The organism is Paenibacillus sp. FSL R7-0331, assembly GCF_000758645.1.
Taxonomy (GTDB): Bacteria; Bacillota; Bacilli; order Paenibacillales; family Paenibacillaceae; genus Paenibacillus_AQ; species Paenibacillus_AQ camerounensis.
Genome location: NZ_CP009284.1, coordinates 4,465,238 through 4,483,704 on the forward strand (window position 1 = coordinate 4,465,238; position 18,467 = coordinate 4,483,704).

Annotated in this window: 14 protein-coding genes; 3 read left to right on the plus strand and 11 right to left on the minus strand. The window is 51.6% G+C overall.

Annotated features, from left to right (window positions below; translation table 11 throughout):
• Window positions 1-67 precede the first annotated feature (67 nt).
• The 6 genes from R70331_RS19180 to R70331_RS19205 form a co-directional block, all read right to left on the minus strand.
• Window positions 68-499, minus strand: a complete 432-nt coding sequence (locus tag R70331_RS19180; protein WP_042178022.1) for a MarR family winged helix-turn-helix transcriptional regulator — start codon at window positions 497-499, stop codon at window positions 68-70.
• Window positions 500-707: 208 nt separating this feature from the next.
• The gene (gene gyrA / locus R70331_RS19185) at window positions 708-3,149 is read right to left on the minus strand and encodes a DNA gyrase subunit A (RefSeq protein WP_042178025.1); all 2,442 of its coding nucleotides are present in this window, start codon (window positions 3,147-3,149) and stop codon (window positions 708-710) included.
• 585 nt (window positions 3,150-3,734) lie between these two features.
• On the minus strand, window positions 3,735-5,717 hold the full coding sequence (parE, locus tag R70331_RS19190) for a DNA topoisomerase IV subunit B (protein ID WP_042178028.1): 1,983 nt from the start codon (window positions 5,715-5,717) through the stop codon (window positions 3,735-3,737).
• A gap of 69 nt (window positions 5,718-5,786) precedes the next feature.
• The gene (locus R70331_RS19195; protein ID WP_042178030.1) at window positions 5,787-6,776 is read right to left on the minus strand and encodes an ABC transporter permease; all 990 of its coding nucleotides are present in this window, start codon (window positions 6,774-6,776) and stop codon (window positions 5,787-5,789) included.
• Entirely contained in the window at window positions 6,769-7,749 is a 981-nt protein-coding gene (locus tag R70331_RS19200; RefSeq protein WP_042178032.1) for an ABC transporter ATP-binding protein, read from the minus strand. Before R70331_RS19200 ends, R70331_RS19195 begins: the two co-directional genes overlap by 8 nt.
• Before the next feature lie 58 nt (window positions 7,750-7,807).
• Window positions 7,808-8,752, minus strand: coding sequence for a GDSL-type esterase/lipase family protein (locus R70331_RS19205; protein ID WP_042178034.1), 945 nt, complete (start codon window positions 8,750-8,752; stop codon window positions 7,808-7,810).
• Between the two features lie 198 nt (window positions 8,753-8,950).
• On the opposite strand from R70331_RS19205, the gene R70331_RS19210 reads away from it, so the two are divergent.
• Window positions 8,951-9,928, plus strand: a complete 978-nt coding sequence (locus R70331_RS19210; RefSeq protein ID WP_042178037.1) for a zinc dependent phospholipase C family protein — start codon at window positions 8,951-8,953, stop codon at window positions 9,926-9,928.
• A gap of 103 nt (window positions 9,929-10,031) precedes the next feature.
• Here R70331_RS19210 and R70331_RS19215 read toward each other — a convergent pair whose 3' ends face one another.
• The 5 genes from R70331_RS19215 to R70331_RS19235 form a co-directional block, all read right to left on the minus strand.
• Window positions 10,032-10,790 carry a CAP domain-containing protein gene (locus tag R70331_RS19215; RefSeq protein WP_042178039.1) on the minus strand — a complete coding sequence of 253 codons (759 nt, stop codon included), beginning with the start codon at window positions 10,788-10,790 and terminating at the stop codon, window positions 10,032-10,034.
• Window positions 10,791-11,087: 297 nt separating this feature from the next.
• Window positions 11,088-13,052: a WG repeat-containing protein gene (locus tag R70331_RS19220; protein ID WP_042178041.1), complete on the minus strand. Its 1,965-nt coding sequence runs from the start codon at window positions 13,050-13,052 to the stop codon at window positions 11,088-11,090.
• A 1,000-nt stretch (window positions 13,053-14,052) separates the two neighbouring features.
• Window positions 14,053-14,346: a VOC family protein gene (locus tag R70331_RS19225; RefSeq protein WP_331281514.1), complete on the minus strand. Its 294-nt coding sequence runs from the start codon at window positions 14,344-14,346 to the stop codon at window positions 14,053-14,055.
• A gap of 332 nt (window positions 14,347-14,678) precedes the next feature.
• Window positions 14,679-15,818: a 5-methyltetrahydropteroyltriglutamate--homocysteine S-methyltransferase gene (locus R70331_RS19230; protein WP_042178043.1), complete on the minus strand. Its 1,140-nt coding sequence runs from the start codon at window positions 15,816-15,818 to the stop codon at window positions 14,679-14,681.
• Between the two features lie 165 nt (window positions 15,819-15,983).
• Window positions 15,984-17,258, minus strand: a complete 1,275-nt coding sequence (locus R70331_RS19235) for an ATP-binding protein (protein WP_042178046.1) — start codon at window positions 17,256-17,258, stop codon at window positions 15,984-15,986.
• Between the two features lie 200 nt (window positions 17,259-17,458).
• Between R70331_RS19235 and R70331_RS19240 the strand changes: the two genes are divergently transcribed.
• Window positions 17,459-17,896, plus strand: coding sequence for a LytTR family DNA-binding domain-containing protein (locus R70331_RS19240; RefSeq protein ID WP_042178048.1), 438 nt, complete (start codon window positions 17,459-17,461; stop codon window positions 17,894-17,896).
• A gap of 11 nt (window positions 17,897-17,907) precedes the next feature.
• Entirely contained in the window at window positions 17,908-18,345 is a 438-nt protein-coding gene (locus R70331_RS19245; protein WP_042178051.1) for a DUF3021 family protein, read from the plus strand.
• Window positions 18,346-18,467: the final 122 nt, after the last annotated feature.

The following is an 18,467-nucleotide window of genomic DNA, read 5'->3' on the forward strand; positions in this document are numbered from 1 at the left end:
CTGTTTTTTTATGGAAATAGCACTCTACTAAGAAGTACTGCTTTAAATTAGCTTTTAATCTAGGAGATCAGGGTGTGGAACCTTCCGGAGCCGGGGCAACTGCCATCTTCCCCATCAGGTAGAGCAGGAGCTGCTGGTTGTGCGATGAAATCGGGTCAAGCGCCTCGGCAAAAAAGTCGCTGCGGACCTTGAGTCCACGCGCTGTTTCGGCACGGCCCGTCTCGGTAATGCTTACCCAGACAATCCGCCGGTCTGCAGCATCGCGCTCACGCATAATCAGCCTGTTCTTCTCCATCCGGTCTAACAGCATCGTTACCGCCGCCGGACTTGTCGCCAGATGAGGCGCAAGATCAGAAGGCTTCATCGCATCGCGCTCCTGCAGCAGTTCCAATACGGTGAGCTGGGCGTCTGTAAGTGTAGGGGCAAGGTTACTGTCCATATGTAATTTATAGTCCTTCAATATTTTGTGCCAGATTTTACTGAATTCAGAGGAGTGCACACTTATTCCTTCCTTCCCTGCGGATCTCTATCCGGTATACCTACAAATTCGAGAAATAAATTCCATATCCTGCTAAACAAAAAAATAAATCTGTGTCCGTCAGCTAGGCCATCCGTCTTGGCTCATCCCATAATATAAAAACAGCGCATGCACCGGCTCCAGGGGGAGCTGTACATACGCTGTTACTATATATTTACTGCTATTGGATCTATTGTATTGCCGGGAAAATCGTTGCAATCTCGTCCTTCTTCTCCACCGCAACAAGCAGCTTGCCTATAGAACGGCGCTCGCCAAGCGGTGCAGACTCGGATGAGAAGGTGTGGACTTGTCCGTCACGGGTTATTGCAGTCAGCACCAGCGGCTCCTTGCAATGGAACGCACCCGCGATCCGGCTGCCGTTCGGTTTCACACGCTTCCCTTCCTTGAATTCAAAGGTTGGCATGCCCTTGCCGCCCCGGCTCTGCGACGGATAATCCACAAGCAGGCTGCGCTTGGCATAACCGATATCGGTTACAGTAAGAATCTCGCCTTCATCCTCAGTGACCCAGAAGCAGGATACAACTTCGTCGCCTTCGCGCAGCTGGATTCCTCTAACCCCGCTGGCCACACGGCCCATCGGGTTCACTTCATTCTCCTTAAAGCGGATGCTCATCCCTTCACGGGTTACAAGCACCAGGTCCTTGTCAGAGCTGCTTAACGACACGTTAATGATCTCATCACCTTCTGCAACCTTGCAGGCAGCTACAGCTCCGGAACGGCTGGTAGAGTACTCCTTGAGCTCCGTTCGCTTCACCTGGCCCTTACGTGTGACAAATACAAGGCTGGTACCGGGATCATCCAGATTACCAACCGGCAGCATACTTACGACCCCGTCACCTTTGGCGAGGCCGATTACGTTAACAATCGCCGTGCCCGGGTCCTTCCACTTGAATTCCGGTATCTGATGAACCGGAAGCAGGAAGTACTGGCCTTTTCGGGTAAAGACAAGCAGGCTGTCCCTCGTATTCAGGTCATGCAGCCTCACAATGTGATCGCCGTCCTTAACCCCGGAAGCATTGCGTTCACCGCCTGAACGTGTGAAGGACGGCATGCCGGTCCGCTTGATGTAACCGTCAGCTGACAGTGCAACCAGCACATCCTCGGCGTTGACCAGCACTTCGAGGCTGACCTTCAGCTCCTCCACCTCTCCCTGAATCAATGAGCGGCGGTCGATACCGTATTTGTCGCGGATCTCCAGCAGTTCCTTGCGGATGACGGAAATCAGCTTTTTGTCGCTGTTCAGAATACCCTGAAGAGTATTGATCCGGGCCATCATCTCATCGAGCTCTTTCTGCAGAGAGTTAATCTCCAGATTGGTCAACCGGTAGAGCTGCAAGGTGAGGATCGAATCGGCCTGGCGTTCGCTGAAGCCGAACATCCAGACGAGATTATTCTGGGCATCCTGGCGGTTCTTGGAAGCCTTGATCGCTGCAATAACCTCATCCAGAATGTTAAGCGCCTTAACCAGCCCTTCCAGGACATGCGCACGGTCTTCCGCCCGCTCCAGGTCGAATTGGGTGCGGCGGGTAACCACCTCACGCTGGTGGGCAATATAAGCCTCCAGAATCGCTTTTAGTCCAAGCTGCTGCGGGGCTTTGTTAACGATGGCGACCATGTTGAAGTTATAGGTAACCTGCAGGTCGGTTTTCTTAAGCAGGTAGGCCAACACGCCCTGGGCATCTGCATCCTTTTTAAGCTCCACTACGATGCGCAGGCCTTCCCGCCCGCTCTCGTCACGGACTTCGGCAATCCCGTCGATTTTCTTTTCCAGACGGATATTCTCCATAGAGGTGACAAGCCGTGATTTGACAATCTGGAACGGCACCTCAGTAATCACAATCTGCTGCTTGCCGCCGCGCAAATTCTCAATTTCGGTCTTCGAGCGCAGATAGATCCGCCCTTTGCCGGTACGGTAGGCGTCCATGATGCCGTCGCCGCCCATGATAGTACCCCCCGTAGGGAAATCCGGGCCTTTGATAAAGGTCATGATGTCTTCCAGCGTAATCTCCGGCTTCTGCATCACGGCGATGCAGGCGTCGATAACCTCCCGCAGGTTGTGCGGCGGAATTTCTGTCGCGAAGCCGGCGGAAATCCCGCTTGTCCCGTTAACCAGCAGGTTGGGAAACCGCGAGGGTACGACCACCGGCTCCTTCGCGGAATTGTCAAAGTTGTCCTTAAACAGCACGGTGCGCTTCTCAATGTCGCGCATCATTTCCATCGCAATCGGTGACAGCCGCGCTTCGGTATAACGCATTGCAGCCGCCGGGTCATCGTCCATCGAGCCCCAGTTACCGTGTCCGTCTACGAGCACATGCCCCATCTTCCACGGCTGGGCCATACGGACCATACCGTCATAGATGGAGGAATCGCCATGGGGATGATAGTTACCCATAACGTCACCTACTGTTTTGGCCGATTTGCGGTACGGCTTATCCGGGGTATTGCCCGAGTCGTACATCGCATACAGAATCCGGCGCTGTACAGGCTTCAGCCCGTCCCGCACATCGGGAATCGCCCGGTCCTGAATGATATATTTGGAATACCGGCCAAAGCGGTCACCGACGACCTCTTCCAGAAAAGCCGGCGAAAATTGTTCTGAAAAACTGCTCACTTGGCTCACCTTCTGTTCCTCAATCTATCCGAGCATTTGATTCAGTGATATACGAGGGGCTTCGCAGGCTGGCTTGTTCTTGGTCGCTGCAACTTACAAATTCAAATAATTCAACAATATAGATTGAACCTCGGATTTTTCATTTAGGGCTCCGCCGTGACTCCAGAGAATATTTGGACTTCCGGCCGCTGTTGTCTGCAGATTTCTTGATTAGAACCGCTACTCGCGGTTGAAATCCGCAGACAGCTTATGCTTCCGTAGCTAGCTTTTCTGCGAAAAGCTTTCAGGCGGTCGCTAACGCTCCTACAGTTCCAAAATTCCCCTCCGTCACTTTTACCTAAATATATTTTTTCAGAATCAATCTATATTGTACATTTGAAATTTGAATTTAAACGTACGCTAACGCTCCTAAAGAACAAATCCGCCTGCTCCGCACACGTATCACCAAAATCAACATTCGCGGAAGTTATCGTCACTTCCGCTAAAACCCATGCCGCACAGAATCTGCGGCATGGCTAAAGCAAAGGCGGGTTATTGTGCATCCCGCCGTAAACTGCAGAGCAGAACAGCCGCAGGCGGCCGCTTCTACTCGATTATTTCCGTAAAATCAACATTCTCAACGATCCAGCGCTTGCGCGGGTCAACCTTGTCGCCCATAAGTGTGGAGACGCGGCGCTCCGCCTTGGCGGCATCCTCGATCTGCACCTGGAGCAGGGTACGGGTATCCTGATTCATCGTGGTTTCCCACAGCTGCTCCGGATTCATCTCACCGAGACCCTTGTAACGCTGCAGTTCAAAGTTTTTGCCGAACTCCTTCAGGTAATTCTGCAGCTCTTCATCACTCCAGGCATAACGCACCGTCTCCAGCTTGCCCGATTTGCGGGTTAGCTTGTACAGCGGCGGCTGGGCAATGAAGACCTTGCCGGCATCAATCAGCGGCTTCATATAACGGTAGAAGAAGGTCAGCAAAAGGACCTGGATATGCGCGCCGTCCGTGTCGGCGTCAGTCATAATAATGATTTTGGAATAATTGCTGTCTTCCACGGTAAAATCGGGGCCAATTCCTGCACCGATCGCAGAAATAATGGCTTTGTACTCATCATTCTTCAGAATATCGAGCAGCTTGGCCTTCTCCGGATTCATCGGCTTGCCCTTCAGCGGCAGAATGGCCTGTATCTTGGAGTCACGGCCCTGCTTGGCCGATCCGCCGGCAGAATCCCCTTCGACGATAAACAGCTCGGTTCGGGTAACGTCTTTGGACTGGGCAGGGGACAGCTTGCCGCCGAGACTTAAGCTCTCGCTGCGCTTCTTGCCGCTGCGGATCTCATCACGGGCTTTGCGCGCGGCTTCACGGGCTTTCGAGGCCTGAATTGACTTCTTCAGCAGGCTCTGCGCCACCTGCGGATTCTCTTCGAGAAAACGCGCCATGTTCTCGGCCACGATGTAATCGACGGCACTGCGGGCAGATGCGCTGCCCAGCTGATCCTTGGTCTGGCCGACGAACTCAACCTCAGACATCTTGACGCTGATGACAGCCATCATACCTTCACGAAGGTCATTTCCTTCGAGGTTCTTGTCCTTTTCCTTCAGCAGCTGTGTGCGGCGGGCGTAATCGTTCATCACGCGCGTGTAAGCCGTCTTGAACCCGGTCTCATGGGTTCCGCCGCTGCGGGTCGGAATGGAATTGACGAATGAGGCCAGCGTTTCTGTATAACCGGCGTTATACTGCAGCGCCACTTCAACCTCAATGTCGTCCTTCTCCGAACTGAAATGGACAACATCATGCAGTGTATCCTTACCCTCATTCAGGAACTGGACAAACTGGCTGGCGCCGCCTTCATAAAAGTATTCGTCCTGGCGTCCGCTGCGTTCGTCACTCAAAGCGATCCGCAGACCCGAGTTCAGGAAGGCAATCTCCTGTACCCGCTCCGCAAGCGTATCGTAGCTCAGGGATATACCGTTTGCGAAGACGCGAATATCCGGCTTGAAGGTAATCTTCGTACCGGTCTTGTTCGTATTGCCTAGAACCTCAAGACCGGTTACTGGCTCCCCGACATGCTCCTTGCCGCTCTTGTCTACCCAATATTCAAACCGCTGGCGGTGGGTTTTGCCGTCCCGGTAAATTTCAACCTCCAGCCACTCGGACAGGGCGTTGGTGACAGATGCGCCTACGCCGTGCAGACCGCCGGATTTTTTGTAGCCTGAACCGCCGAATTTACCGCCTGCATGTAGAATGGTAAAAACAACCTGCGGCGTTGGCACTCCTGTTTTGTGCATACCGGTCGGAATCCCCCGGCCGTTATCGATGACGGTCACCGATCCGTCCTTACGCAATGTAATATCAATTTTGGAACAAAATTTGGCTAAATGCTCATCAACGGCGTTATCCACGATTTCCCATACAAGATGGTGCAGTCCCGAAGAACTCGTACTGCCGATATACATGCCGGGCCGTTTGCGGACCGCAACCAGACCTTCGAGCACCTGAATGTCGTCAGCATCGTATCCGGTACGGCCTGCTCCGCCGTCCTTGGAGACTTTTGCAAACATATCGATCTGTTCGAGCATTCATGCTCCCCCTTCATTATCTCACTAACTCTGAAATGCAAACAAACGTTTTCGTTCACTTTGTACATTCTAATTCAAAATATCCCGTTTCGTAAAGACGGCGAACGAAATGATTATCGCGGCGAGTCCCCAAACGGACAGCACCGCCAGTGAAAAGGGCAGTGTCATCCCCTCAATCGGCGCAGGCGTGCCCGCCAAATAACCGGTTAGCCCCAGATTCACCATAAATAAATATTTCGCAGTCGACCAGGCAGCAGCCATATTAGTCAGAATCGATCCGGCAATCAGCGCTGCCATCATCACAACGATACTCGCCGCCGTACTGCGTACCAGAACCGATACCATAAAAGCAAGCAGGGCGACAACAACGCTCACGAACCAGATCAGCCCCCCCTGCATCAGCAGGTATTTCCACTGCGGCACCGAATGCACGCCCGACATGTCCACTGTATCACCGCTTAGCTGGAACCCGGTAAACACCGGAATATTAAAGCCTTTATAACCAAAGGCAAGCCCGGAGATCAGGTAGCTGATTACGAACACGGACAGCACAATTAAGGAGACGAACATGAGCAGCGCTGCCAGCTTGCTGAACAGCACCTTCCAGCGTTTTACCGGACGGGTGAGCAGCATTTTGATCGTCCCTGTTGTCCGTTCACCGGACACAAGATCTGACGCCACCGCCATAATCAGCAGAGGAATGAACAGGGAGACCGAATTATCCAGGAACTCACGCGTGAACGTCACACCGCTAGGCTCGTTGGGATTCACATCATGGTCAAGATAGTACTGCAGCTGCTGGATAAAAATCCGCCGGTACGACTTCCATTCCTCGGGAATTCGGTCACTGCTCAGCGAGTTCTGGTTATCTGTGATCCGCTGCTGGATTTCCAGCCTCCAGTCTGAATTGAACTTGTCCCGGCTCCGTTCAGCTACCCGCATCTGCGCATAGGTGAACATCGGCACGAGTACAAGCAGAATCAGCAGTATAACATAAAAACGTTTCTTTTTAATTATTTTTGTACACTCATTACGGATGAGCGGAAGCAGATTAGTCAATAGATTCACCCTCCGTTAGCTTCAAGAATAGCTGTTCCAGTGTGGGGCTGATTTTATGCACTGCTCTGACCTCGATACCTGCCTTAACCATGTCAGCGACAATGCCGGGAATCAGGGTCTCGTCCATTACTGTTATAACTGAACCTCCGCCCATTCCGGCGATAACGGAATCATCCAGGGTGACTTCATCAAGCTTAAGCAGGGTAATGCCCTGATGACCCTCCAGGATTGCCCTGGCCGCCGGGACCGGCTCAAGATCCCAGAGCACATAAGGGGAATTGCGGGCAACCAGCTCGTCCACACCGCCAACAGCCAGTACCCGTCCCTTGCTGATAATTGCAACCCGGTCGCACAGCAGCTGAATTTCGCTGAGCAGATGGCTGGAGACGAATACGGCCAGACCGCCTTCGGCCAGACTACGGATAAATTCGCGCAGCTCCTTGATCCCTTTGGGGTCCAGCCCGTTCGTCGGCTCATCCAGAATGAGCAGCCGCGGGCGTCCCAGCATGGCCTGGGCAATGCCAAGCCGCTGCCGCATCCCGAGGGAATAGGTGCTGACCTTGTCGTGGATACGCTGGTCCAGCCGGACAATATCAACCACCTCAGTAATCCGCTGCCCGTCCACTCCAGGCTGCATCCGCGCGAAATGCTGCAGATTCTCCCAGCCGGTCAGATACGTGTAGACCTCCGGGTTCTCAACAATCGAGCCGACATATTGGAGCGCTTTTTCCGGATTACGGTTGACATTATAGCCGCAGACTGTAATCGTGCCCTCTGTAGGGCGGATCAGATCCACCAGCATCCGGATGGTCGTCGTTTTACCGGCTCCGTTAGGACCCAGAAACCCAAAGATTTCGCCCTCTTTTACATCAAAAGTAACATCATCAATAATCCATTTCCGGCTTATCTTTTTACGGACGCCTTTGACGGATAGTACAACTTCCCCCGGCTCCGCCGTTCTTTCTTTTGCCATATCCTCACAGCTCCTTGCTGACATTCATCTCTGGTATGGGTTCATTAGCATTAGGTGGTTAACGTATCGCCTGCACAATCCGTTCGCTGATCCGCTGGTAGCCGTCGCCGTTCGGATGAAAATGATCACTTGAGAGATACTTGTCCAGATGGCGGTTGAACAGATCAAAGGTCGGAACCAGGGTCATGCTGCTGTGCGTATTAATAATATCCATCGCCGCATTGTTCCAGGCTGTAACCGCCTGATTCCCCGGTACGAGCAAATCCTCAATATCGCCAAAGGGGTTATACAGCCCCACGTAGTAAACCTGTGCCTGCGGATTAATCTCCGCAATCGTCTCCAGAATCTCACCCAGCCGCTTTGCGGCCTCAGGTAAAGCCGATAACAGCGCCTCTGGTGTCAATTCATCCTCATTCGGCTTCGGAGTGGAAGTAACAAGCGTATCCGATTTCCCGTCCAGAACACCGGTTGGCTGCACCGTAGATGCACTGCCTTCGGCATTATCCGCCGGAAGTTCAGCCGTTCCCGCTGCCTCTCCAGCCTGTACACCTGTTCCGTTTCCCAGAATATCGGAGCCCCGGAACAGGTCGTTTCCGCCGATGGATACGAGCACAACATTTGCCTGCCGCAGTGCATATTGGACGCCCTCCTCCTGCAGCTTCGTCTGCAGTCCGGCCGTAGTCAGCCCGTTAATTCCCATATTGCCGAGCAGACCTGCCTTGGCTCCGCCCTGGGTTAAGCCGTCCAGCGCCCGTCTTACAAAGCCGCTGCCGCTGTTGTCGCCCGTCCCCTTGGCCAGCGAATCGCCCAGTGCCAGAATTTTCAATTCATCTGCTGCCGCAGCTTCCGGAGCCGTTGTCGCCTGTGGCAGAGAACCGGTCAGCGCTTCACCCTGCGGGTTAATAATATCGCCTACTGCGTACACAAAGCCCGCAATTAAAAGTAAGGTCGCCAAGGCGGAAATCAGGCTCACACCGCGCCAGGTCCATTTTGCATCCTTCACAGTAATCCCTCCGTATGCCTCTATTCTCCATTGTTCCACAATTTACAAACTTCTTAACGTATGTAAATAAACATAATTCTTCTATACTCAATTTGCAAATGGACGCGGGGAATTACAATGCCCGTTAATCCTTTTCACCTTCTTTTAATACTCAGGCAGTATGCTGGAGGAAGCTGCAATGCTAAGGGAGGTAAAGAAATGCCTAACATTTGGATGCATCTGGAGTATGGACAACAGCTGGCGGCAGAATTCAGAAGTGAATTTGCTTGTCTGGCTGACTTGAACAACCGCCCGGAGCTGTATCAGCTGGGCTGCCAGGGGCCGGATTTCCTGCTGTATCACAGTTTTCTTCCCTGGAAAAAAGAGAACCGCGCACTCCGGCTCGGCGATGCCATGCATACGGATCATTGCGGTCCTGTGCTGCTCGAATTCTGGGAACGCTCGCTGGCACTGCCTGCTGAAGAAAGCAAGGAAGCACAGCAGTACTTCCTCGGCTTTCTAACCCACCATCTGCTTGACCGCAATCTCCACCCTTTTATTAACTGGAAGGCAGGCTACCGGCACCGCAGTCATCAGCGCTTCGAGATCGTGCTGGACACCCTGTTCATGAAATCATTGAAGCAGACCGATACCTGGCTGCATCCGGCGTGGAAAAAAATCAATATCGGCTCCTGCTTTCCCGGAGCCGTCCAAAGCATTCTGCATAAAACCGCATCCCGGTGGTATCCGGAGTTAAGCAGGCTGCCCGAAGAAATGTGGGATGAAGCTTATCTTGATATGCTGCTGGCCCATAAACTGCTGTACGATCCAAAGGGCTGGAAAAAATCACTGCTGCGGGGCAAAGCCCTCCGCCTTTTCTCTCAGCCGCTCTCCGCGGCCGAGGAGCACCTGGATTATCTGAATGAGCATCACGGCGAGTGGCGGCATTCCGCCCTTTACTCTGAAGTGCGTACAGAAAGTGTCTGGGACCTGTGGGAGCAGGCGCTGGCCGAAGGCCGCACTGTCCTAAGGGCACTGGCTGCCTGGCTGAACAGCACCTCATCTGCGGAGGCCGCCCGGGCGCTGGAGCATTTCAGATTGGTCCTGGGCGACCGCTCCTATGATACAGGCAAGGATTGCAGCAGCCGGCTGAAGAACCTGTATGCCGAGCCGATCTGGGAGGCGGGTATTTCCTGAACCCCGGAACCCGGCAAAAAGGACTGCGCCGGACTAAGCCGCTTTCGCAGCTTGTCCAGGCAGTCCTTTTATTAATTGCTATTATAAGAATGCATAGTCTGGTTTATTTACCGATAAACTCCTGCACCCAGTAGTTATTGTCGTAACCTACTCCGATATAATTAAAGTTCGCGCTCAGGATATTGGCACGGTGACCCGCACTGTTCATCCAGGCTGTCATAACCTCCTGGGGCGTTTTCTGGCCCATAGCGATGTTCTCGCCGGCTGCACGGTACGTTACACCAAAGGACTTCATCATGTCAAAGGGTGATCCGTACGTAGGCGAAGTGTGGGAAAAGTAGTTGTTAACCTTCATATCTGTTGCCTTGGCCGCAGCTACCTTGTTCAGACTGTCCAGCGCGGTAACCGGAGACAGTCCGGCCGCAGCACGCTCCTTGTTCACCAGGTCGACAACCTGCTTCACGTAGGAAGATTGTGCAGCTGCTGTTGCAGCCGGGGCTGCGGTTGCTGCAGGCTTAGCTGTAGCTGCCGGTGTAGCCACAGGCTTAGCCGTTGCTACAGGCGTTGCCGTTGCTGCAGGCGTTGCCACAGGCTTAGCCGTTGCTGCCGGAGCAGCAGTCGCTGTAGGCTTCTGCTGTACAACCGGCGGCTTAAACTTCGTTACCGTTACAGTCGTTCCGTTAAATGCAAAGGCTTTGTTGCTATATTGAGTGAAGTATTGCATGAATTGGGCAAAGCTTGAATTGTCCGCTGCTGCCGAAGACCCGCTGGCTGCATCCGCCTTTAACGGAAGGGAAATGCTGAGGGCCATAACTGCTGCTACGCTTCCACCTATCATTGCTTTTACTGTTTTGCTCTTCATTATGCCATCTCCTTGTTCTTGTTGTATTTTGCAGTGCTGTAAAAGTGCCGGCACCAATTATTACAAAGTTGTCATTTCTTCCTCAGTCATTGTAGCACAAAACTATCAGCTGTGCGCTGCTAAATGTTTACAGTACTAGATTTGCAGGAAAGCTTGTCCAGCAGAAGACGGTATTCGTCCCTCCCTGAGCTGTCACGTCATATACATTTAAAAGACTGCCCACCTCGTTAGAGGCGGCAGTCTTAGCTTTATTGTCAGGCTTCTTATTCTATTAATCGGCTCATTGCGCCGTAATGTTTAGTGAAAGGACTGCCAGAAATCACCTTCGGTCGAGATCAGGCCCATAATTTCAGCATACGGAATCCGGAAAGTCGGAAAGCCTGCCGCGTATGGGGCAATCTCATAAGGTGCAAAATACAGGTACAACGCCTCTTCATCGACATAAAACGGCTGATCGGCAGTAATCCCTTTATACGTATCCGGAAAAACATAGGAATACTGAGGGTCATTAGCGATCTGCTTGCCGACGATCTCACTGAGCTTTTCGACATATCTGCTGCCCGGCTTGAACAGGTCACTAAGCGTATAAAATCTGCCGCTGCGCAGATTGACATGCTCATACAGCATCGTAGGCATACCATGGGCTGCGCCGAACGGGTAGTTGTACCCGCTAAGCTCAAGCACAAGCAGATTTTTGCGGAAAAATTCAACGGCAAAGTCTCCGGTGTAGCTGAAATCCTGCGCAATGCCGCCACTTCCGATACCTTCTGCCTTGGAGAGGCTGCGCAGCCTGCTGTTGACCGTCTTGGATACTTCAATATCTGCGATACCCTCAATAACCGGATAGTAGACCAGATAGTCCCTGTTCGGCTTATATTTCTTCTCCAGCACAGAGTAAGGCGGACGGAGCGGAATGACGCCGTTCTGCCGCCATACCTGCTTACCCCGGCGGTCGTAATAGGCGGTACGCTGATCAATATCTGCACGGATCAGGCTGCCGCTGAAGGATAATGTGCCGGAGCCGGCGATAACGGGCGGCTGGGATGCCTTTTTACCGCTTTTATCGATAAAATAGGTGTCTTTGGCATCATACACGGAAGCCAGCCCATGCTGATAGTTGTTCACTCCGAGCAGCGGATGATTGCTGAGAACCCTGCCGGTCACTGCATCTGCTATTACATACCGCGATCCCCGGTACGGCTGGTCTGCATAGACTGGGGTTCCGAGCGCGACACGGTTTTCCCCCAGCTGCTGCACCTCATAATAGGTAGCCGGAATAATCGGCTTGCCCTGTTTGTCAATCAGCCCGTAGGCATTCCCATAGTCTTCCGCTGTATTAATTACCGCCCGCCCCTCTGAAAAAGGCAGCGCAGACGTAAATTGCGGCTTGACCGCCACACTTCCATCCAGGTTAAGGTAGCCGTATTTACCGTTTTCAGTCTCCTGATAAGCCAGCAGCCCGTCACCGGGATTTCCGACAAAAGGATGTTTATACGTATGCAGCACCGCTCCGTTAAGATCAATCAGCGCATATTCGCCTTCAGCGGCTTTGACCAAAGCCGTCCCATTCATGAAATCGCCCGCATCCAGATACACGGCAGGCAGCACTTCCTTGCCCTGCGCATCAATGTATCCGTAGCGTGAGCCGCCTGCTGTTGTACTTTGCCTGGAAAAGAGTGCCCGCCCTTCATGCAGTGAATTCAGATAATCATACCGCGCCGCAGTGACTTCCCTGCCTTTTTCATCAATCAGCGTATACCCTTTAGCATCCGATACAACCGCCCGCCCTTCAGCAAAGGGGGAAATAAAGGAGTAGATTGGCTTAACTTTTTCGCGGCCGCTGCTGTCAATCAAGCCGCTGCTGTTCTTTCTCTGTACAATAGCAAGCCCGTTCTCCTGAAAATCCTCGGCATACTCATATCGCGGTTCAATTGCGGTCCGGCCTTCATTGTTGATATAGCCCCACAGCGTGCCTTCCTTGGTTTTAAAAGGTGCCGGATGCAGCACTTCCGCCCGCAGACCGCTCACCTCCGCCTCATCCAGGAACTGGAGCGGTTCCAGCGGCTTAATGTAATAATCAACACGGTACAATCCTGCTTCTGCCGGAATGGTCACGAACAGATCATCATCGGCGCGGATGAAATCCTCCTCCTGCTGAGGCACATATTCGTTCCAACCGATCCCGTCCCACTTCCACACTTCCGTCTGCAGCAGGCCGTTATCATTTCCTTTTGCCAGCTCATTCAGCTTAATTCTCAGCATTCCTGTCGCTCCCTTACAAAGGCATTTGCCTATAGAATATGAAGGGGAGGGGGAAAGGGTGTTTCTGTGCCCGGATTTGTAAAAAGTGTGCAGAGCTGCTGGGCTGAGCGACTGTGAGGATAATTTGAGACTGCGGGGATACTGGTGACTGCGGGGATGCTAGGGGACTTCCGCAGTTTTTGGACTTCCGGCCGCTGTTGTCTTCGGATTTCCTTTATTTTTACCGCTGTCAGCGGGTGAAATCCGAAGACAAAGGCGGACACTACCGTTCCTCCAGTTCCAAAATCTGCTCCGTCCCTTTCATCCTCTTCGTCGGGGAGAGAAAAGCACAGAAACACCCTCTCGGTGGGTGTTGCCGGCAGAACAGGGCAGCTTTGCCCTGCCCTTGAAAAACATATGTGAGCTCAGCTTGGGCGAATTGCCTGTGAGATAGCTGAATGAGCAACAGGAATGGGCAATTTGAGTAAACAACGCGAGGGACAGAAAAAGAGTTAATATCATGAGTGAACTATTCGAAGACATTTATATGAGCAAAATGAATGAGCGCTTGAATGGGACTAGCCGAATGGGCGGATGTAATGAACGAGGTTACTGGAATGAGGATATCTGCCCCGCGACTGTGCCGGTCCCCGCTAACGGACTCAGATGACCTTATCAACGAGATTCAGGACGCAAAGTTACTATAACGGACACCAGTGATCTTATTCGGCGCATTATCGTACAAAAATGGGGTCAGGAGCACAAATAGCATCATCTGAGTCCGTTAGAGAGGCAGGAGTGTAAAAAATCAGCAAATAAGAGCTCCTGAGTCCGTTCGGGGCATGAGATCAGGAAAAACACATTATTGTGCCTGAAGACACGTAAGAATCATAGGTACTCCTGATTTTCTATCGCAAAGGGTAGCCTAAATTTAGATACTACTAGGGTTCCTATTGGAATGGGAGCACGTAATCAACAACCTCCGGCAGAGTGTACACTACTTCGCCGACCGGAAGATTAATCAGGACAACTGCTGCGCCAGCTCCCAGATGTGCCTTGCGGGATCAGCGAAGGTAACGGTCCTTACGCCCCAGGACCGGTTCATCGGGCCGTTTAGCAGACGGACTTCCCGTTCTTCCAGTTCCCGGACTGCCTCATCAACATTCTCTACCCGGATTGTGAACTGGAACCGTGAACCGGATTCAGGACCGGCAGGATTCGCAGGCTTAATCAGTCCGTCCGCCTCAGATATATTGAGCAAATTAACGCTCATATTCCCGAAATTGTAAACTGCAGACACCTCATCCTCATACACCGCCGTCAATTGAAATACCTCCTGCTAAAACCCCTTGGTCTTGTGCAGATCCTCTACAAACAGTGTAATTACATCGGCGTTAAGTATGCCTAGATTCATTAAGTTCTCTCCTTCTACATAACTATCTATTCTCGGAGCAAGGACCTTTCACCTGCTGAAATCCTGCTGGAGGTAACTATCGCGAATAAATTCTTTATAGTTGTAATCAAACCGCAACCAACCAGCAGGTATACCCGACAAGTTATTGACCACAAACGCAAGTGAACCGTACGGATAGCCCCGTACGGTTCACATACACTTATAAACATCCCATAACAAATAAGATCCTCAGTCTATTTCCATATCTCGTCTGCAATTTCCTTGATATACGCGAGCTTGTTCCACTGCTGCTCTTCGGTCAGGTGATTGCCTTCCTCCGTGGAGGCGAAGCCGCATTGCGGGCTCAGGCAGATCCGGTTCAGATCAACGTACTGCTTGGCTTCCTCAATCCGCTTCAGAATCTCTTCCTTGTTCTCCAGCTCCCCGAATTTGGAGGAGAACAGGCCGAGTACTACCTGCTGGTTGTCCTTCAGGAACCGCAGCGGCTTGAAGTCCCCCGCACGGTCAGTGTCGAATTCCAGGTAGTAGCCGGAGTAGTTATCAATCCCCAGCAGCGCCTGCACGACCGGCTCATAGCCGCCGCCTACACCGGCATACGTCGAAACATAGTTACCGCGGCATACATGCGTCGTTACAACCAGATCCTCCGGCAGGCCAGATACAACTGCTGCGTTCACTTTGGCCAATTCTTCAGCATAGTCAGCCACATTCACGCCGATCTGCTCCATGATGGTGATAAACTGCTCATCACAGAGGGCACCCCAGGTGCAGTCGTCGAACTGGATGCTGCGGCAGCCGGCATTATACAGGTCAAGAACAGCACTCTTATAGGCTTTGACTGTATCAGCCAGCAGCTCATCGCGGTTCGGGTAGAGCGCATTTGTGCTCTCCTTATTCTCCGCACGGTCCAGCTCGAACAGGAACTGGGCTGCCGCCGGAACAGACTGGCGGGCAACAACGTCATCACCGGCAACGCTCTTGAGGAAGGTATAGTGGGCAACAAACGGATGGCTGCTGTAACTGATTTTACCGCTCAGGCGGGCGGTTTCCGGTCTGGACTGGGCCCCGTTGAACTGATAGCCCTGGTCAATAATCGTCCGCTCAACACCGTCCAAGCCCCAGAAGAAATCGAGATGCCACCAGGAGCGGCGGAATTCGCCGTCCGTCACAGCGAGAAGCCCCACTTCCTTTTGCTTCGCCACAAGCTTGACGATTTCGGCATCCTCAACCTCTTTTAGCTGGCCGGCGGTAATCTCACCGTTCTTAGCTTTCACTCTGGCATCCTTCAAAGCCGCAGGGCGCAGGAAGCTGCCAACAATATCATATCGGAATGGGGTAACAGTACGTTTCAAAGGTGCAGTCTGAGTGCTCATCGGTTAATCTCCTCTACCTGTTAAATTAGTACAGTTACTATAGCATATCCCCCCGGCCATCCCGTTCTACTAATGATCTATCGTCCGTTATAATTATTAGCTATAGCCACATCTGGTGCTGCTGGATGTCAGGAATACGTAGCAGAAGGCAAAGTGACGTTTCGGTCATTTTGCGGCGGAAAAAGAATTCTTAGGCTCAGCCATGGCGGGAATGGTGATCAGAAAGGTTGTTCCGCTCCCCTTTTCACTCTCAACCTCAATGACTCCCTTGACCTTATCAACGGTACTGTAAACCATGAGCATCCCCAGTCCGGTTCCTTCCTCTTTGGTCGAATAGTACGGCTTGCCGAGCCGGGAAATCTCATCTTTGGCCATACCGACCCCAGTGTCCTTGATGCTGATCACGATGTTCTGCTTTTTTTCGGAGATATCAATGGTCAGTGTGCCGCCCTCATCCGCCTTCATAGCTTCTATTCCGTTCTTGTAGAGGTTAATCAGGCATTGCTGGATCTGATTTTTGTCATAGCTTGTATTCAGTGTATTGCTGAACCGGAAATCGACTGTGACCTTATGAATAGTAGCAAAGGGCATAATAATATTCTTGGTATATTCTGCTTCAGCCAGCATGTTGGAGTAGACCATATTATCGGATTGCGGCTTGGCAAAAGAAAGATAGTCGCTTACGATCTTCTCTGCCCGGTTCAGCTCCTGCAGGGACAGCTCGACGTATTCCTTTTCCTCGGGTGAAATGTTTCCGGACTTGTTAAGCAGCTGCAGAAAACCGCTCGTTACCGTCAGCGGATTCCTGATTTCATGGGACACACTGGCCGCCAGCTCGCTGACAACATTCAGACGCTCTGAGTGAATAATCCGGTCCCGGTTCTTGATGTTGGTAATGATCTGTTCAATCAGAATCATAATAATGCTCATTACGCCGACATGCGTTGTCAGCGCATAGAAGGTTAACGACCAGAACTGCCTGTCCAGCGTCCCTTTCATCACGCCGAGCGTGATCAGGTATATCCCCATTGTCAGTGCCGCAATGAAGGTGGCCCAGAATATCCGCCGGTTGGCGCTCTGCCTGATAAACCATTTGCTTAGATAAGGCACAATCAGCAGCACCGCTGTGGAGAACAGGAAGGACGGGAGAATGCCGGCTCCGCCTACATATAACCGGTATACATTCAAGATCAGATACAGCGGCAGCACGTTCCTGTACCCGCCGAATAACGCCACAAGGATGAACGGAACATAACGCAGATCGTAAATAAAGCCCATTTCCAGCCTGATCGGCTTGGCTATGCACAGGATCATCGTGAAGGCGGACATACACACCAGAATTTTGCTATTATAGCGGTTTGCTCTATTTTCGAAGAAAATAACAACAATCAGTACCGGAAATAAAATAAACAGAAAGTTGAGCAATAGGGTCTCAAACAAGATTTAACGTCCTCTCAGTTGTCGTAAAACTATCAATTTCTCTATTATAAGAAAAGTCCAAGCATTTCCGTAGTCCAATTGCTGGAAATTATCAGTTTAGATTATTAAATATAGCTGTTCAATTTATTGACCAGTTTCTTCCAAACAGCTAGAATGTACCTAAATCTTTAAGCCGTAATCCTATTAAAGCAGGTGGTTACATGAAAATCTCAATCGAACAGATCGCCAGAGAACAGGAAGAGGAAATAATAATCCGCTGCCATGAGGAAGATGAAGATATTCAAGGTATTGTACATAGGCTTCAGACAGACCGTCTCGTGCTTCTGGGTTACCAGAATGAACGGGTCCACCGGATCAGGCTCAGGGATATCTATTATTTTGAGGCCGTAGACGGAAAGGTGTTCATTTACTGCAGGAGCAGCGTGTATGAGGTCAAGCAAAAGCTCTACGAGCTGGAGGCCTTGTGCAGCAGGCTGAGCTGCTTTCGCGCATCCAAGTCTACCGTACTGAACATCGCCAAAATCGACATGGTTCGTCCGACAATCAGCGGCCGGTTCGAAGCTGTACTGGACAACGGAGAGCGTGTAGTGATATCCAGACAGTACGTGCCTGTTCTCAAAAACATGCTGGGTTTATAGGGGGAAACGGGATGAAGCCAATGCTAATTATAAAAGAGCTGCTGCGGGACTTTTTGATTATTTTCGGTTCCGTCATCATCATTATTACGGTATTAAGATCCATTTTTGATCCAGCTGCGGCCTTTGATCTGATAACCGTCTATATCATAATGGGGTTCTCACTGGTCAGCACATTAATCGGAATTATCCTGTATACGCCTGACGGGGTAAGCGAGCGGAATATGCGGATTAGGGTTATCATCCACTTTGCCGCTCTGGAGGTGATTCTGTTATCTCTGGCGCTTGTAACCGGCATGTCAAAGGGGTTTATGCCAACAGCCTTTATGGCTGTCCAGATTGCCGCAGTCTACGGGATCGTCCGGCTGTTATCCTGGCAGGAGGATAAAAAGGAAGCAGAGCAGATTAACGAAAAACTCCGGCAGCTGAAATCAGATAACCGGCAGCAATAATGTTTATTGGGGTTAATTGTGCAGCTTATTGCCCTGCAGCTACAGCTTATTCATTATCTATATACATCCTTCCGGCGGTTTCATAAGATGAAGCCATCATTATGATAAGCACCGGAAGGGGA